The organism is Hyphomicrobium sp., from assembly GCF_019753045.1.
In the GTDB taxonomy this organism is placed as follows: domain Bacteria; phylum Pseudomonadota; class Alphaproteobacteria; order Rhizobiales; family Hyphomicrobiaceae; genus Hyphomicrobium_B.
The window spans coordinates 1-16,608 of the sequence record NZ_JAIELN010000001.1 but is presented as its reverse complement, the minus strand read 5'-3'; the positions used below and the strand labels follow the sequence as shown (position 1 = coordinate 16,608).

The window sequence follows — 16,608 nt, the reverse complement described above, 5'->3', positions numbered from 1 at the left end:
CGGAAACTTCAAGAATTCCAAGGAGTCCAAGATGGACATTCATGAATACCAGGCGAAAGAGCTTCTTTCGAAGTTCGGCGTGCCGATCCCGCGCGGCGGTCTCGCCTACAGCCCTGAACAGGCAACCTATCGCGCAAGCGAACTCGGCGGCGCCGTTGTCGTAAAGGCCCAGATCCATTCTGGCGCCCGCGGCAAAGCCGGTGGCGTCAAGCTCTGCCGCAACGAGCGGGAAATCGAGGAAGCGGCCGAGTTCATGCTCGGCCGGAAACTCGTCACGCATCAGACCGGTCCTGCGGGCAAGCTCGTCTCGCGCCTCTACATCGAGGAAGCGACGAACATCGATCGCGAAATCTATCTCGGTTTCGTGATGGATCGCGCGTCCGAGCGTATCGTGGTGGTTGCCTCTGCGGCAGGCGGCATGGACATCGAAGAAATTTCGGCGTCCCAGCCCGACACCATCATTCGCGTAACGGTCGACCCGGCTGTCGGCATGCAGCAGTTCCAGGCGCGGGAACTCGCATTTGGCCTGGGAGTTGATCCCGACATCGTCAACAAGATCGTGCCTGCGATCATGGGATGCTACCGTGCGTTCCGCGATCTCGACGCGATGATGGTGGAGATCAATCCGCTCGTCATCACCAAGGAAAAGCAGGTCGTCGCGCTCGACGCCAAGATGTCGTTCGACGAGAACGCCCTGTTCCGCCGTCCCCACATCGCTGAGCTGCGCGACAAGAGCCAGGAAGACCCGCGCGAGACCTACGCGTCTGATCGCGGATTGTCCTACGTTGGTCTCGATGGCGACATCGGCTGCATCGTGAACGGCGCTGGCCTCGCGATGGCGACGCTCGACATGATCAAGCTTGCAGGTGGCGAACCGGCAAACTTCCTCGACATCGGCGGCGGCGCTTCTCCCGAGCGCGTGACGAAGTCGTTCAAGGCCGTGCTTCGCGACAAGAACGTTCGCGCGATCATGGTCAACGTCTTCGCCGGCATCAATCGCTGTGACTGGGTCGCCAAAGGCGTCGTCGATGCCATCAAGGAACTCAACATCACGATGCCGGTCGTTGTTCGTCTGGCCGGCACCAATGTCGAAGAGGGCCGCAAGATCATCGAGCAGAGCGGCCTGACCTTGATCAGCGCCGACACGCTCGCGGAAGCCGCTAAAAAGGCCGTCTCGGCTGCAAAACAAGCCGCGTAACCGGGAGGACGCATCACCATGGCTATTTTTATCAATGAAAAGACGCCGATCCTGATCCAGGGCTTCACCGGACGTATCGGCACGTTCCACGCGCAGGAAATGATCGACTACGGTTCGAACGTCGTCGGCGGCGTGACCCCCGGTAAGGGCGGCACGTCCCACCTCGGCCGGCCGGTGTTCAACACCGTCAAAGGCGCGGTCGACGAAACGGGCGCAGAAGCCTCGATCGTGTTCGTGCCGCCGCCGTTCGCGGCTGACGCGATCATGGAAGCTGCAGATGCAGGCATCAGATACTGCGTCTGCATCACCGACGGCATTCCTGCCCAGGACATGATCCGGGTGAAGCGCTACATGCGGCGCTACAAGAAGGAAAGCCGTATGGTCCTCACCGGACCGAACTGCGCCGGTACGATTTCGCCCGGTAAAGCGATGCTCGGCATCATGCCGGGACACATCTATCTTCCGGGCCGCGTCGGCATCGTCGGCCGGTCGGGCACGCTCGGCTACGAGGCTGCTTCCCAAATGATGGCCCTCGGCATCGGCGTTTCGACCTCTGTCGGCATCGGCGGCGACCCGATCAACGGATCTTCGCATCGCGACGTTCTCGAAGCTTTCGAGAATGATCCCGATACGGATGCCGTGCTGATGATCGGCGAAATCGGCGGACCGCAGGAAGCCGAAGCCGGCGTCTTTGCTCAGGAGCACATGAAAAAGCCTGTGATCGCTTACATCGCAGGTCTTTCCGCTCCGAAGGGCCGCCGCATGGGCCACGCGGGCGCCATCGTTTCGGCGTTCGGTGAATCGGCTGCCGAGAAGGTCGAGATCCTCAAAGGCTGCGGCGTGACGATCGCCCCGACGCCTTCGGAGATGGGCGCGACCGTCGCGCAAGTCCTCGGCCGGATGAAAAAAGTCGCCTAAGATTGGTGCTGGCCGGAGCAAAGTTTTTTGCCTCCGGCCGCCCTCTCCGGTAATCTAAAGATATACGCACGAATACTGTCCCCTCTTAGGGACGTGGAGCCTTGGTGATGCAGGATACGACGCCGTCGGTTGGCTCGACCAAACTCGATGAAACCGAGCTGATCAACGAGCTGAAGCGTCTCAGAACTCAGATCCCCGACAATCCTTCGCTCAATCCGATCTTGAACGTCGCGTTCGACATGTCGCGCCGGCTTGAATCGAATTTGGTGTCGTTTGAAGAGGTCAAGGGTCTAGCGGGACGATTGATGGATCGCGCCTGCGTTCGCCGGGCCCGCAGGCTTCGCGAAAAGATCGGCTATGTCGATCAGGCGACGACGCTCAAGGATTTCACGTCCTACGTCGAAAAGACGGTGAGCGAGTCCGGCAACTCCATTGAAGCCTTCGCCAAGCGCTGGTCTCGCGCCCGCACCGGCATCGTTCTGACGGCGCATCCGACCTTCGGCCTTTCCGACGCCCTCTATCGCCGTATGGTCGAGATCGCGATCTCCGATCCGGCGGCTGACGTCTCGCTTGGCCTGCCGCACCGCCCCGAACAGACGCTCACGCTGAAGCACGAGCACAAGTGCGCCCAAGACGCGATCCGCAATCTGCGCAACGCGTATGAGGAGCTTCTGCACGGCTTCTATAGCGTTGCCTCTCAGAAGTTCGGCGACGCGGCTTTCAAGCTGCGCCCGAAGATGACGACGTTCGCGTCCTGGGTCGGCTACGATCTCGACGGCCGAACCGACATCGCTTGGTCTTTCTCGTTCGAAGTCCGCCTCCGCGAAAAGCGCGCCGCGCTTGCCGACGTTCGCGAGCGTTTCGTCGTGCTGAAGCACAAGCTCGAAGGCGGCGACGCCGCTCAGCGCATAGCCCGCCAGATCGTCGGCAAGCTCGATCTCGGCATCGCGGCCGTCGACGAGCAGATTAAGGCGCTTGAGAGCTTTGCGAACGATGCCGATGGTCTCGCGAAAGCGGCGAACATCATCACCAAGACGGACGGCTACAACCTTCTGACAGTCGAGCCGCTTCAGACGTTGTTCGACAATCTGATCGACGCCGTGGAAGCGCCGCAGATGAAGCGTGCGACGGCGGCGCTCGCCGGCCTCGTCGAGGCGACCGGCCTCGGCATGTCCCACATCCACTTGCGCATCAACGCGCTGCAGCTTCACAACGCATTCCGCGCCTACGTGCACGAACCCTGGACCCGCGACCTGACCGAAAGCCAGTCGCTGGCCCGCATCGTCGAGATGATCAAGAACTGCTCGCCGGAGACGGTGAACTTCGCGACGCTCGATCTCGAGACTGCGACGGCGATCCGCCAGTTCGCGCTCACGGCTCAGATCAAGAAGCACGTCGATAAGGAAACGCCGATCCGCTTCCTCATCGCCGAATGCGAGTCGCCTGCAACCGTTTTGATCGCGGTCTTCTTCGCGAAGCTCTTCGGCGTCGACGACATCACCGATATCTCGCCGCTCTTCGAAACGCCTTCGGGCTTGGAGAACGGCTCTCGCATCATGGAGCGCCTCGTCGAAGAAGAGGCCTACCGCAAGTACGTCGAGGGACGGAAACGCCTGAGCATTCAGACGGGCTTCTCCGACGCGGGCCGTTTCATCGGCCAGGTCCCGGCGACGCTCGCGGTCGAGCGTTACTACCACGGCCTGGCCGCGCTGATCGACAAGGCGAAGCTTGAAAACGTCGAGACGCTCGTCTTCTCGACTCACGGCGAGTCGATGGGCCGTGGCGCTCATCCGGGCAATCTCTACCGCCGCCTCCATTACGTCATGACGAACGAGGCACGCCGCCGCTTCGGCGCCGCGAACCTCCCCGTCAAGCACGAGACGAGCTTCCAGGGCGGCGACGGCTACATGTTCTTCGGCAATCGCGGGCTGACGACGCGCGCGCTGGCGACGATCGTGATGGATGGCGATATTCCGCCCGCCGAGACGGATCCGTTCTATTCGGAGCAGAATTTCAGCCTCGACTTCTTCCTTCGCCTCCGCGCCTTCCAGCAGAAGCTTTTCGCGCACGATGGCTATCGCGCAGTGCTCGGAGCGTTCGGTCCCAACCTGCTGTTCAAGACGGGTTCGCGGCCGGTGAAGCGTCAAGGCGATCATGCGTCCGATCGCGGCAATCCCGCACGCATGCGCGCCATCCCGAACAACGCGATCCTTCAGCAGTTCGGCTATATCGCGAACGTCGTGGCGGGTCTCGGCACCGCGGTCGGCGACGATCGCGAGCGCTTCAAGAAGCTCGTGAAATCGTCGAAGCGTCTGCAATCGCTGCTGGCGATGATCGGCTACGGCAAGACGATTTCGAGCCTCAATGCGATGGACGCCAATTCGCAGGTCTTCAATGCGGGGCTCTGGGCAGCCCGTGCCTCGTGGGGCCGCGAGGAAGCGTTGAGCAGCGCCTTCCGGACGCTTGCAACGCACCTGCTGCCGGATGATCGGCACGGCGACATCTCCGAGCTCGTTCATCTCCTGCGCCTCGATGCAATCGATCTCCACGCGATCCTGTCCGATCAGAACATCGAGGATGGTCTCGTGCCGGACGAGAACCGGCTCGAGCTCGATCTGCTGCAAGCCATCAGGCTTGCGCTGATCATGCGCATCTTCATCCTCGCGGCGCAGCTACCCCGCTTCGCTCCGCAGGATGGTCTGTCTCATACGCAGGTTCTGGAAATGGCGCTGAGCCTCGAGATCCCCGAGGTCTTGAGCATTCTGCGCAGGGCCTTCCCGCACGATGCGAAAAATCTCGCCGGAAAAACCTTCGACGAACCCGCCAGCTATCGCCCGCGCGGTATCGACGACTATGCCCGTCTGGAAACGGAAATCCTGACGCCGATGGAGATTTCGTACGAGTTCGTGCGCGAAATCGGCACTGGCATTTCGCACCACTTCGGCGCGTTCGGCTGAGCGATCTCAACCCCTGTGCGGCCGCGCGGTTTCTCGCCGGCCGCTGCTACTTCAGATCGACCGCGTGGAGCGCGAAAACTTCGCCCTCGCTCGTCTCGCTGTCCAGCCACAAGAACGGCAAGTCGGGCCGCGACGCTTCGAGAGCTTCCTGGCCCATACCGATCTCGACGACGAGGCTTCCTTCGGGCGAAAGCCGGCTCGGTGCGCCGTCCAAAATGCGCCTCACAAGGTCCATTCCGTCGACGCCGCCAATATGCGCAAGCGTCGGCTCGGCCTGATATTCAGGCGGAAACGCTGCGACCGCCTCCGCCGTAACGTAGGGCGGATTTGAGATAATGAGATCGTAGGCCGCGGGCGGAAGGCCCTCGAACAAATCCGCCTTGAAGGTGCGGATGCGCGTCTCCAAGCCATAATCGGCAATGTTGCGTCGAGCGACGGCCAGCGCATCGTCGGAAATATCACTCGCGTCGATCTCGGCATTCGGAAATGCGAGCGCGGCGAGAATGGCAAGACAGCCGGAGCCGGTGCAGAGATCGAGCACGCGCCGTACCGCGAGCGGGGCGGGTACGATTGTCCCGAGATGATCCTGAACGAGGAGTTCCCCGATGAATGAGCGGGGCACGATCACCCGCTCATCCACGTAGAACTTATGTCCCTGGATGTAAGCGGCATTCGTTATGTAGGCGGCGGGCTTCCGCGTCTCGATGCGCTTTGAAATGACCGCATTGACGGCCTCGCGTTCGGCCAAGGTCAGGCGGCAATCGAGCCAAGGGTTGATGTCTTCGATCGGCAGATCGAGCGTCGCGAGAATGAGATAAGCTGCCTCGTCGACCGCATTCGTCGTGCCATGCCCGTAGACGAGCCCGGCGCGGTTCATCGAGGTTACGGCGTATCGCAGCCAATCGCGAATACGAACAAGTTCATCGACGGGCGTCTGGCCGGCTTTCGCTGTCATGACGATAGAATAGCAAATCGTCTCAAGCTGTCGCCGGAAGCTCGTCGAACCTGATCAAACGGCGTTGATCCTCGTCCCAAAGCTTGAGACGCGCACACCGGATGCTGTCGCGCAGCGTCAGCCGGTTGATCGACTTCAACTCGGGGCTCGCCTCGAGGCAAGCCGAAAGCCGGTAGTTCGGGATCGTGCTGTTGAGGTGGTGAATATGGTGCAGACCGATATTGCCGGTGAACCAGTTCAGGATCGCCGGCAATTTGTAATAGGAAGACCCGAGCAACGCTGCGACCTGGAAATCCCAGCCTTCAGCCTTGTCCCATGTCGTCTCTTCGAACTGATGCTGAATGAAGAACAGCCAGCCGCCCGTCGCCGATGCGAGATGCAAGACCGGCAGTCCGACCCACAACACGTTGGCGAAGCCGAAGAAGTAGCAAAGGGGAGCGTAGAGGACCACCAAACCGGCGTTGAGACCCATCACGCTCTTCCAGCTCTCGCGCGGCGTCAGTGCGTGAAACCACGGCAGCCGTTGCAGAATAAGGAAGTAGGCAGGCACGCCGATGCCGAACAGGAACAGCGGATTGCGGTAGAGTCTGTAGTGCAGCTTCCCGAACGTCGAGAGCTGCCGGTATTCTTTGACCGTCATAGTGTCGATGTCGCCCGCACCGCGACGATCAAGATTTCCCGATGACGCGTGATGGTGCGCATGCTCTCGCCGCCAGAGCCCATAAGGGGCGAGCGTGAACACGCTCATGCAGCGTCCGACGAAATCGTTGAGGGACCGCGAGGCGAAGAATGAGCCATGGCCGCAATCATGCTGGATGATGAAGGCGCGAACGATGAGTCCTGCAGCCGGGAGGGCAAGAAGCAGCGTCGCCCAGTAAGCATGTTCGACCGTCGCGAACATGACGCCGACGATAAGGACGAGCGGGACGAACGTCGTAAGCAATTGCTGCACTGCGACCCGTGGGATCGCCCCGCGGTATTTCTGGCAGTGGGCTGCGAGCCGGCGCACACGCTGCTTCTGCGTTTCCGGCATGGGAGCCTGCGGCGTGGCTGTTGGTCGCGCGTCGCCGATCCGAATGTCGGCGCGGCTCTCCGCCCGCAAAGGCTGCTTAAGGCTTAAATTCAAAGGTCTGGTCCCCCAGGAGTGGAATCGACAACCGTCCGCCCGACGGCGTCGCGTAGCATATTCGACGTGTTTCGCGAAACGCTGTTGACGTCATTTGCTTGAGGAATGCGTGCGCAGTGGCGCATTTCTGGCGCAAAACACTCATGATTTCGGGCCGAGGCCCATACGTGCGAAAAAAAGAGGGCCGGATTGTGCTCGGCCCTCTTGATTCGTTTTCGCAGCGTCCATTCGCGCAATTCTCTAGAAGTGCTGGCCCCAGATTTCGACGATCGCTGAGCCTTTACCTTTCGCGGAGGAGTCGAAGAACCGTGAACGGTACTTTGCCTCGATGTGATCGATGGATTGGCGGCGCTTGCCCCTGAGGTCGATGGGCCCGTAGGTGCCACCGGCATCCACACGCGTCCGGACCGGAACGATCTCTTCTTCGCCGTCGGTATAGACGACCTTCACCTCGTTAAGGGTGATTGCACGGTCCCGAACGGTAACCCTGATGCGCCGGAATCCGCCTTCATTGGAACCGACCGGGATGATGTCCTTGTCAAACCCGATGAACCCTGCGGTCTGCGCGCCGAGAAGCACCCAGCCCTGGTTATATTTGCGGCCTTCACCATTCGGCCCGAGCCAGCCAGGAGCATATTGTCCGAACACTTCTATCCGGGCCTGACCGTTGAAGCTCGGCCGCGAGCGATAGACCAGCTGGATTTCCTTAATGAAGCGATCGCCCCTCAGGTCGATCCAGTTGGTACGCGAGTTTTTCGGAATATCGGCATTGACGGCAAGGGTGTCGCTTTCGCCGTTCGCGTAAACGACTTTCATCTCGTTGATGTGAATATCGTTGTCGAGCACGCGCAGCCGGATTTTTGCAAATTTGCCGACTTCGTTGCCAACCCGGATGACGTCGCGATCCGTCAGGAAGCCAACATATTGAGCACCAAACAGGACATCGCCACCGGCCGTCGCCTGTCCGGGCTTGGCGGGTGTCGCAACGGGGACCGTCGGCCGAACAGCGATATCGCCGGAGGATGCGCTGCCACGGCGATCATCGTAGCGCACAGAACCGCCACGGCCGCTCCGATCCATCGACCGGCCGTCTCTGTCTTGAATGCCGATGATCTGGAGCCGCCCGCGGCCGTAGCCGGGAACCTGCTCGATTACTATCTGATCGATGAATTTGCTGTCGTACGTCTGATTGATGGGTCGGCTGCGTTCGCCCCAGTACATGTCGATCTGGCGGTCTTCATTCCAGACCGAGCCGTCGCTGTAGACGATCTGCACGTGGCGTACGTCGAAGAGCTTACCCATCGCGTTTTTGATGCGAATGCCTTTGTAAGCCCCTTTCGCCTGGCGCACGTCGATCGTGTAGCGATCAAGGGCCAAGTCAACGTCCGTTTCAGAAATCAGGATCAACTGATCGCCACGATTCTGATGATGGCGATGATGGTGTCGCGAGTGTCGGGCTTCAGCGGCGGCGGTTATTGCGCCCGTGGCCAAGACGACGCACAGCCCCAGTACCAGTCTGCGCAACATAAACATAATCCCTCTGATTTACTAACGCCCGTGCCCCTTGCGGGGGCACTTTAGCGACGGCAAATAGAAAAGGCAGCGGGCAGACCGTCGTTCGGCTGTTCAAAAGGCGGCATGATGTGAATCTGCAACACAGACTCCGGCTGCGACCCCGATAAACTGCGAGTTTTGAAGCCGGCCGCGATCGGCTGGGACGGATCAGAGCCACATACCCAAGACAAATTGAAAAGCGTGCGAGGGGTGCTCTTGCGACTCCTGCGACTGTAGGCTGTACTGCCGGTGCACGGATCTAGCGCCGACTTCCCGCTTCACGGCGCAAAGCCTCAACTTCCGGCCCGCAGTCTCCCCCGACTGCGGGTATTTTTTTGGGGATGAAGCCGCAAACCGGTCAGGACCGGTCTGAAGATGAAAATCCCGCGGCCTTCGCTTCATCCTCGCTGCAGAACCAGCGCTCGCCGCGCTCCGGCCGGACCTTGGCATTGGCGTAGGCATCCGACCACGGTAGCGCGTAGACCTTTGACGAGGCCCTGACCACGCCCTTGATCGGGCAACCGTCGGGCGCTTGGCGTTTGGCCGCTTCCCAGGTCTGGTCGCGCCACGCTTGCGGGCGGGCGACGTCGCCCTGCCAGATGCCGGATTTGGCATTGCGCGCGGCGGTCTCCTCGCTGGCGAGCGAGCTGAAATAGGAGCTGGCGGCAAAGACGTATCCGCTTCGGACGAGTTGGGTCGCGACGTCGTTGCCGTCGACCGCGCAACGCGCAAGCGTACGCCCGGCATCGTCTTGGCCCGAGTGCGTGCACGTCACCACGCGCCCGCGGATGATCTTGTTGAGGCCGGTCTTGGCCGATGCCGCGCAGTTCCACCGGCGGCCGTTGGCTCGCAAGCAGGGCTGTTGAGACGCGGGCGCTTCAATCCCTTCGATACGCACGAGGGCGCCATCGACCCGCATCACATCGCCAGTGATCGCCGTCGCCGGCCCCGAAATCTCGGAGGAAATCGTTACCTGCCGCGCCGCACTGGGGCCGAGTTCCACCACGGCAGCGGTTCCGGTCCCCACGCCGTCGGCGCTGCGAAGCATGGGGCCGCCGACATAAATCAGGCCGACTGCCAACGCCGCGCTGATGAGATGGTGGGCCTTGATCGGGAAATTACGGGCAACGTCCGGCACCATCTTGGCCCTGTCGCGCACCGCATCGATGGGAACGCGCAAAGCTCCGAGCACCGGGGCAAGAAGGCCGCCGAGGGAATCCTTGAGAACCCCCCAGAAGAACTTCGCCCAACGCGAGAGCTCGGAAAACACAGCTGCCGCAATATCGAGGAGCGCGTCACCGAGAAACGCGAGCAACCGCGAAAATTGCGAGCGCGCGGCGGAAACACTAGCGCGGCCCGCACCCACGCCGGCATCGGCGACGTTCTTGACTTTCTCGACGGCGGCGACGCGCACATCCTCGACCCGGCGCTGCCGGTCGGCACGGCGAACGAGAACGGTCGTGCGCACATATTCGCGCCATTCAAAGCCTTCGCTACGTCTACGCCACCCGAACATCGAGCGCTCCTCCCCGCATGATTCGGCTCAATTCAGTTTGGTGCGAATGATGGCGGCCCTTTGGCCCCAAAGTGCGCCCCACAGGCTTCTTCAATGTTCCCGTCGCGAATTTCAAAGCGGTTTAACGAAGGCGCTTTGCGCTCGCAAGCACAGGGCCGCGCCGCTCGGCGGCCAAGCTCAATTGCGCTGCGCGATCTGTGCTTCAGGCAGCGACCACATCCTGATGACGCCGTCCTGACCACCCGTCAGTAGAGTGCGGCCGTCGTTCGAGAAGGCCACGGCTTTGGCGCCCGAGCCCGTGCCGGTCAGCGGAATGTAGGTTCTGAGCCGCTTCAGGCTTCTGATCCGGACGACGCCGTCCTCGGACGCAGACGCCATCAAATCATCGGAACTCGAAAATGCCAGTGATGTGATGCGCGCACTGTGCCCCGTGAGGGTCCGCTGCATGCGATACGAAGACATCGATAAGAGCCTGATAGAGCCGTCGAGCCCACCCGCGACCAGCATGCTCCCGTCCGGTGAGAAACCGAGCTGAGAGATGAAATCGGAATTGTTGCGATAGATTCGCCGCGTCTCGCGCGTCTCGGCGTTCCATACCCTGATGGCGCGATCCGCGCCGCCGGACGCAATCCATTGGCCCGCAGCATCGGTGGCAAGAGCCTGGACGGCGTTTTCATGTCCTTGGAGGATTGCAGCGGGGGCGGCCTCAGACGCCGTCTCCCACATCGCGACGGTCCAGTCGTGGCTTGCCGCGGCGATGCGATCCTCCGAGCCCGCGAAAGCGACGGACCATATGGTCGCGTCGTTGCGCTTGAACCGGTAGAGACGCCGCCGCGTGTCTAGGTCGTACACGCCAATCGCGCCGTTCGAATGTCCGGTAACGACGCGATTGTTGCGCACCGCGAGTGCGGTCGCCGGCCCGTCTTCAAGCGGGATCGTACCCTGCTGATAATGAGAATCGTAGGACCATATCTTGAGCGTCGGTTCATCTGACGCCGTGACGATCAAACGTCCGTCGCCGCTGAGGGCAAGCTCGTCGATTGCACCGTCGTGGGCCTTGATCTGAGCCGTCTGCTTGAGCGACGGATCGGTATTCGCCGCAGGCTTGGTGATCGCCCCGGTCGTGATGGTATTGCCGCGAGCCGTAACCAGCTGCGGAATACGATCGTGGAATGCGAAGGCGACACCCACGATCGCCGCGGCGATGATGAGGCGCGTTTTGAGCCGACGCAGGAAAGGACGCCGCCCAACATCCGGTTTCGGACGGATCTTCGGCTTGGACTTGACCTTCTCGGCGACGACGCGGGGTGGCGGCGGCAATGGCGGCAGTTTCTCCGCCGGCTTCGCCTTCTCGGCCTTGACCTTCTCGACCTTCGCCTTTTCGGCGCGGGATGTTTTTTTCGCAGCCGCCGGGGTCGGCGCTGGCGGCGCCGCAGGTGCTGCCGCCTGCACGGCTTGCCGCTTCCCGGCAGACGGGTTCTTCAACGCGTCGACGAAGTCCAGCAGAACGCCTTTGGGACCTGGCGCATCGGGCGGCGGAGGAACCGGCGCTATGGTGGCGGATTCCGCGACGCGCTGCGCCTCGTCATTGCGGCGGCGGACTTCGGTCTTTTCCTTGAAACGCTGGAATATGCCGGGCTTCTCAGGCTCGGGCGCGAGGAGCGCACCCCGCCATTCCGCCACCGATTGGGGCCGTCCATCCGGCGTCAGCGAGAGAGCTTGTTGAATGGCGTCGAGAAACGTCGCGCGGTACCCGCCAAGCGCTGCCTCGCGAACGGGGATCATCTCGTCCTTGAGCATGCGCGACGGCGAGTCGGCCGGCCGCTTTCCGGTGACAGCATGATAGAGCGTCGCCGCGAACGCGTAGATGTCGGTCCAGGCGCCCTGCTGACGGCTCGTCTCGGCATACTGCTCGTAGGGGCTGTAGCCGGGTTTGACGAGCGCGGAGACCGTCTTGGTCTTCGAATGCGCGGCGATATCGCTCCGCGCGGCGCCGAAGTCGATAAGGACCGGATCGCCGTTGTTTCGGATGATGATGTTATCGGGCGCGATATCGCGATGCAGGAAGTCCGCCTTGTGGATGACCTCCAGCGCATCGAGCAGCGGTGCAACGATCTGATCGAGTTCTTTCTGGCGGGGCGCCCGCCCGAGGTCTTTCAACCAGGCTTTGAGATTCTTTCCTTCCTCGAACCGCAACACCATGTAGGCTGTGTTGTTCGCTCGGAAGATCCGGTGCACCTTGACGATATTGTGGTGGTCGAACTTCGCGAGTGTCTGAGCTTCTTCGATGAAGCGATCGAGACCCCAATTGTAGTCGCTCCTGCAACCCGATGAGCGCGGCGTGGCTTCGAGGCTGTCGGTTCTGAGCGCGAAATCGCTCGGGAAATATTCTTTGATGCTGACTTTGCGCGTCAGCTCGGGTTCGTCCGCGAGATACGTGACGCCGAAACCGCCTGCGCCGAGAACACGCACGATTCGGTAATCGCCCGCGAGTTCCGTGCCGTCCGGTAAAGCGACAAGCTGCGTCATGGTCCTCGTGCGCGGGCCGTCCGCGCGCTTGCAATGATGCGCCTCTGACGATCGTTCTGATTTAGGCTCAGAGTCAGTTCTACGTCTTGTCTCCGTTTTGTCCCAATGGCGCAAGAATGTGGCGTATCGACGGGCGATGAACCCGTGATGAATAAATCCACATGGTGTCGCCATTGAGCCATGTTGCCGCCGCCATCTCCGAACCTAAATCGCCTCACGCGATTGGGCGAATCATCATGCACGAGCAAATAACGACTCGATGCGCCGTAGCCGGTACGGCGATTCTGTCAGGCATGGCAGTCTTGACTTTCCCCGCGGATGTCAGCGGCGCGGAAAGTGTGGTCGATACGTCTCTCCACTTCGCGAGCGCGACGGAAGCGATGCTGTCCGAAGGCTATCGGGCCGCTCCCGCATTGATGCTCGGCCTTGTTCTCGCTGCTGTTTTGCCGGTTCTGACGATGCTCATGAAAATTTCTGAGCCGCTCCGGCGCTCGCGAGATGCAACGCGGCTTTATCGGCCGGGACAGGACGAGAAATTCGACGCGACGGTTGCGAATGTTGAAGGTGGCCGCCATCGGGCGCCCTTCGTTGAAATCGAAAGTACCGGCCGCAACCTGCGGTGCGCAATCCTGCGCGACATGCTCCGGATTGGCCGGGAACACGATAACGACATCCGCATCCCGAGTAAGGCTGTACACCGCTATCATGCAGCCATCCACCGTGATTCGGACGACTGGCACATCACCGACCTGACAGGTGTTGAAAGCAATGGTTTGATCGTCAACGGTCGGCGGTGCTGTGAAGCGCGGTTGAACGATGGCGATATTATTCAGCTGGGGCCGGGCAAGCTGCGTTTTCGTGCCGGCGTCGGATAATCGTCTCGAATAATACTCACGTTGTCGCCAAGGTTCTGTCCAGGTTCCAGTTCATTGCGTTCTACCAACGGTGTTCGACACTGCGGCAGTCTGTGCTTGTTTAAATCGGAGGGAGATTTTAATGGCCATCGAGCGCGGGGAAACGACCGCAGGAAACGAAGCGAAAGCCGTGAAGCCGCATAAATTTCTTGGCTCCTTGAGAGATGCGCTGCTCGCGGCCGGCCGCGATGATACGGCGCCCGCTGGGGCCGCCCGCGCCAGAAGCCCTGATCCCGCCGCCGCTGCACCGGCAAGCGCTCCCGCAGCGCCTGTGGCTGCGATCGCCGAAAAAGCACCGCCCGTTCCCGAGCCCGCGCCCCAGATACCCAGTGCCGAGGAAGCCGCGCGGTTGGCCAGAACGCCACCAGCACCCAAAGTGGCGGACATCGCCGCCGCTCCGAATGACGCGGACCAGCCGCCAACCACGCGCGTTATCCGCCCGGACCCGGCAAAGCCCCGAAAAGTCGAGCCGGAAGCGCCCGCGCGCACCGTCCTCGTCCGTGGCAAGCAGAAAATCCAGCACGGAGTCTTCGAGCGCGATCCGGTCGTCGGCTTCCTCATCGTGGTCGGCGGCCCGGGCCTCGGCTCGTACCGGCCGATCTTCGAAGGCAACAATACGGTCGGCAGGTCGGCCGATAATCGCATTCCGCTCGACTTTGGCGACGATACCATCTCCAACGAAGCGCAGGCGTACGTCCGCTACGATTCGAGCGATCGGTCTTTCCTCTTCGTGCCAAACCTTGCTAAGACGAATGTCGTCTCTGTGAATGACAAGCGACCGGCAGGCCCTGTGCCGCTGCAGCCGATGGACGTAATAACATTCGGACGCACGCAAGTCGCATTTCTTCCGTTCTGCGGAAGCGACTTCGACTGGTCCGAGATATCCGAAGCTTAAGGATCGAATGCCGCCGTTCGAGCACGCAATCGCCGCGACGCGCGGAGCCCGGGACTATCAGGAAGACACCGCTGCCTTCATGTCTGACGGCAGCGAGCCGGTAGCTATGTCGAGCGAAGGGCCGGGATTTGATCGGAGCGGTTTTGCCGTTCTGGCCGACGGCATGGGTGGCCATGCCGGAGGCGCTCTCGCGAGCAAGACCGTCTGCGAGAATTTTCTGGAATTCGTCGCATCTGCCAAGGGCGACGTGGGCGAGCGCCTCATCACAGGTCTCGGCGCGGCGAACGCCGCTGTCGCGAGCAAAATCTCCGAGAACCCTCTTCTTGCGGGAATGGGTTCGACGCTCATCGGCGCGGCCTTCGGACCGGCCGGCGTCGAATGGGTCAGCGTCGGCGACAGCCCGCTCTTTCTTTTCCGTCGCGGCGAGATGGCCCTTTTGAACGAGGATCACTCTCTCGCGCCCGAGCTTGATCGGATGGTCGCTGAAGGCAAATTGACTGCCGCCGAAGCACGCCACGATCCGCGCCGCCATATGTTGCGATCGGCAGTCACGGGTGAAGAAATCGATCTTCTCGATGTCTCGCAACAGCCGTTGAAATTGGAGCCGGGCGATTACGTCGTCCTGGCGAGCGATGGCATCGCGACGCTTGAAACCGGCGAAATCGCGCGCGTCATTCAGGGCTACGCGAAGGACGGCGCGTCCGCCGTAGCCAAAGCCATAATCCGCGCGATCGAAGCACTGCGTGAGCCTTATCAGGATAACGCGACCGTGCTCGTTGTCAGAGCCGTCGGCTAAACGATTTTTCCACGAGCTTTTATTGTGATCGCTTATCGGTCACCCGCTTAGGCGCGTGTGGAATTTTACCTGCAAGCGAAAAGAACTGATTGAAATCAATATCGGCGCGAAGAAAACGGCGCTGACTTTTTCATATTCTATGGCGAAGGCTTAGCCCCACCTTACGCAAATGTATACTGGCCGCCAGAAACTGGCAAAGAACCTTCCGTATTGCAGCGCCTGCCTGACGGCCGTTATGGCCGAAAGAAACGCGAAGGAGAGACAAATGATTTCGAAGGTTCTCAGCGGCGCCGTACTTGCAGGTCTTCTGCTGTCCGTTTCGGCTCCGATCGTCGCTTATGCTGACGATGCAGCGCCGAAGACCAAAGCCGACTGCAAGAAGGCAAAGGGCACGTGGGATAAGGCCACGAAGACCTGCACCGTGAAGAAGTAATTCCGAAAATTTCGGTTTTCAGAGAAAGCAGTGGGTTCTCGAACCCGCTGCTTTTTTTATTTCTCACGCGCATTGCACGTGCAGTCACGAAAGTCGCTCGCGAGATTGCGAATATGTGACGTGATAGCCGGCGGCTGCACGCGAGACGATAGAAGCGCTTCGATAAGGTGGTGACCGCGTCCCGATCATGCTCTCGTCAAAGAGAGCCGCAATGCCGAAAACGTCTTCCGCGCGAAACGTCCGCTTGTCGTCATTGGGCCGCGTGTAGATTTTGCCAGAAAGAGTGCCGGAAAAAGAGAAGGACGCGGGCTTCGCGGAGCGTGCGGGCACCCCGGCCTTTCGAAACGCCGTACCCCGCGACGCGGGAAGATCTTGCGCCATACCGCTAACTGAGGCATCAGCGGATCGCCTGCTGGGCATCACGTCGAATTCCGATTTTTCGGCGGCCGGTGCTTGGCTTACCACCCATGACAGTCCACTATCGGGGCCCGCCCACAAGATTTGTGCACTGCCAATAAAAAAAGATTTCTCGGAGGAAAGCCGTGTCTGTCAAGTCCGACATAGAGATTGCGCGCGAAGCGAAGATTAAGCCGATCGCCGAAGTTGCAGCCAAAATCGGCGTGCCGTCGAATGCGCTCATTCCTTATGGCTGGACGAAGGCGAAGGTCTCCACCGATTACATCAACCAGATACAGTCGAATAAGGACGGCAAGCTGATCCTCGTCACGGCGATCAGCCCGACACCGGCGGGCGAGGGCAAGACGACGACGACGGTCGGCCTCTCGGACGGCCTGAACCACATCGGCAAGAAGGCGAT

13 protein-coding genes are annotated in these 16,608 nt (G+C 61.0%); 8 read left to right on the top strand and 5 right to left on the bottom strand.

The window, feature by feature from the left end:
- Nucleotides 1-31 precede the first annotated feature (31 nt).
- From K2Q04_RS00065 to K2Q04_RS00055, 3 genes are all read left to right on the top strand, one after another.
- Nucleotides 32-1,198: a malate--CoA ligase subunit beta gene (locus tag K2Q04_RS00065; RefSeq protein WP_291157614.1), complete on the top strand. Its 1,167-nt coding sequence runs from the start codon at nt 32-34 to the stop codon at nt 1,196-1,198.
- A gap of 18 nt (nt 1,199-1,216) precedes the next feature.
- On the top strand, nt 1,217-2,116 hold the full coding sequence (gene sucD / locus K2Q04_RS00060; RefSeq protein ID WP_092868633.1) for a succinate--CoA ligase subunit alpha: 900 nt from the start codon (nt 1,217-1,219) through the stop codon (nt 2,114-2,116).
- 107 nt (nt 2,117-2,223) lie between these two features.
- Nucleotides 2,224-5,073 carry a phosphoenolpyruvate carboxylase gene (locus tag K2Q04_RS00055; protein ID WP_291157608.1) on the top strand — a complete coding sequence of 950 codons (2,850 nt, stop codon included), beginning with the start codon at nt 2,224-2,226 and terminating at the stop codon, nt 5,071-5,073.
- Between the two features lie 46 nt (nt 5,074-5,119).
- On the opposite strand, the gene prmB is transcribed toward K2Q04_RS00055, so the two are convergent.
- From prmB to K2Q04_RS00030, 5 genes are all read right to left on the bottom strand, one after another.
- A complete protein-coding gene (gene prmB / locus K2Q04_RS00050) occupies nt 5,120-6,028 on the bottom strand; it encodes a 50S ribosomal protein L3 N(5)-glutamine methyltransferase (protein WP_291157606.1) in 909 nt (302 codons plus the stop codon).
- Between the two features lie 22 nt (nt 6,029-6,050).
- Nucleotides 6,051-7,061, bottom strand: a complete 1,011-nt coding sequence (locus K2Q04_RS00045) for a fatty acid desaturase (protein WP_291157603.1) — start codon at nt 7,059-7,061, stop codon at nt 6,051-6,053.
- A 333-nt stretch (nt 7,062-7,394) separates the two neighbouring features.
- Complete coding sequence (locus tag K2Q04_RS00040; protein WP_291157600.1) at nt 7,395-8,681, bottom strand: DUF2541 family protein; 1,287 nt, start codon at nt 8,679-8,681, stop codon at nt 7,395-7,397.
- Nucleotides 8,682-9,066: 385 nt separating this feature from the next.
- Nucleotides 9,067-10,224: a thermonuclease family protein gene (locus tag K2Q04_RS00035; RefSeq protein WP_291157597.1), complete on the bottom strand. Its 1,158-nt coding sequence runs from the start codon at nt 10,222-10,224 to the stop codon at nt 9,067-9,069.
- Between the two features lie 177 nt (nt 10,225-10,401).
- The gene (locus K2Q04_RS00030) at nt 10,402-12,753 is read right to left on the bottom strand and encodes a protein kinase (RefSeq protein WP_291157594.1); all 2,352 of its coding nucleotides are present in this window, start codon (nt 12,751-12,753) and stop codon (nt 10,402-10,404) included.
- 293 nt (nt 12,754-13,046) lie between these two features.
- On the opposite strand from K2Q04_RS00030, the gene K2Q04_RS00025 reads away from it, so the two are divergent.
- From K2Q04_RS00025 to K2Q04_RS00005, 5 genes are all read left to right on the top strand, one after another.
- Nucleotides 13,047-13,628 carry an FHA domain-containing protein gene (locus K2Q04_RS00025; RefSeq protein ID WP_291157590.1) on the top strand — a complete coding sequence of 194 codons (582 nt, stop codon included), beginning with the start codon at nt 13,047-13,049 and terminating at the stop codon, nt 13,626-13,628.
- Nucleotides 13,629-13,749: 121 nt separating this feature from the next.
- On the top strand, nt 13,750-14,562 hold the full coding sequence (locus K2Q04_RS00020) for an FHA domain-containing protein (RefSeq protein WP_291157587.1): 813 nt from the start codon (nt 13,750-13,752) through the stop codon (nt 14,560-14,562).
- Between the two features lie 7 nt (nt 14,563-14,569).
- Nucleotides 14,570-15,358 (top strand): protein phosphatase 2C domain-containing protein, encoded by a 789-nt coding sequence (locus K2Q04_RS00015; RefSeq protein WP_291157584.1) that lies wholly within the window; start codon nt 14,570-14,572, stop codon nt 15,356-15,358.
- Between the two features lie 265 nt (nt 15,359-15,623).
- Nucleotides 15,624-15,791: a hypothetical protein gene (locus K2Q04_RS00010; RefSeq protein WP_291157581.1), complete on the top strand. Its 168-nt coding sequence runs from the start codon at nt 15,624-15,626 to the stop codon at nt 15,789-15,791.
- Nucleotides 15,792-16,333: 542 nt separating this feature from the next.
- On the top strand, nt 16,334-16,608 hold a 275-nt coding region (locus tag K2Q04_RS00005; RefSeq protein ID WP_291157578.1), incomplete at its 3' end, for a formate--tetrahydrofolate ligase.

Coding starts and splice junctions, on each gene's coding strand:
- K2Q04_RS00065 (WP_291157614.1), top strand. CDS start 32: ATGGACATTCATGAATACCAGGCGAAAGAGCTTCTTTCGAAGTTCGGC.
- sucD (WP_092868633.1), top strand. CDS start 1,217: ATGGCTATTTTTATCAATGAAAAGACGCCGATCCTGATCCAGGGCTTC.
- K2Q04_RS00055 (WP_291157608.1), top strand. CDS start 2,224: ATGCAGGATACGACGCCGTCGGTTGGCTCGACCAAACTCGATGAAACC.
- prmB (WP_291157606.1), bottom strand. CDS start 6,028: ATGACAGCGAAAGCCGGCCAGACGCCCGTCGATGAACTTGTTCGTATT.
- K2Q04_RS00045 (WP_291157603.1), bottom strand. CDS start 7,061: ATGCCGGAAACGCAGAAGCAGCGTGTGCGCCGGCTCGCAGCCCACTGC.
- K2Q04_RS00040 (WP_291157600.1), bottom strand. CDS start 8,681: ATGTTGCGCAGACTGGTACTGGGGCTGTGCGTCGTCTTGGCCACGGGC.
- K2Q04_RS00035 (WP_291157597.1), bottom strand. CDS start 10,224: ATGTTCGGGTGGCGTAGACGTAGCGAAGGCTTTGAATGGCGCGAATAT.
- K2Q04_RS00030 (WP_291157594.1), bottom strand. CDS start 12,753: ATGACGCAGCTTGTCGCTTTACCGGACGGCACGGAACTCGCGGGCGAT.
- K2Q04_RS00025 (WP_291157590.1), top strand. CDS start 13,047: ATGGCAGTCTTGACTTTCCCCGCGGATGTCAGCGGCGCGGAAAGTGTG.
- K2Q04_RS00020 (WP_291157587.1), top strand. CDS start 13,750: ATGGCCATCGAGCGCGGGGAAACGACCGCAGGAAACGAAGCGAAAGCC.
- K2Q04_RS00015 (WP_291157584.1), top strand. CDS start 14,570: ATGCCGCCGTTCGAGCACGCAATCGCCGCGACGCGCGGAGCCCGGGAC.
- K2Q04_RS00010 (WP_291157581.1), top strand. CDS start 15,624: ATGATTTCGAAGGTTCTCAGCGGCGCCGTACTTGCAGGTCTTCTGCTG.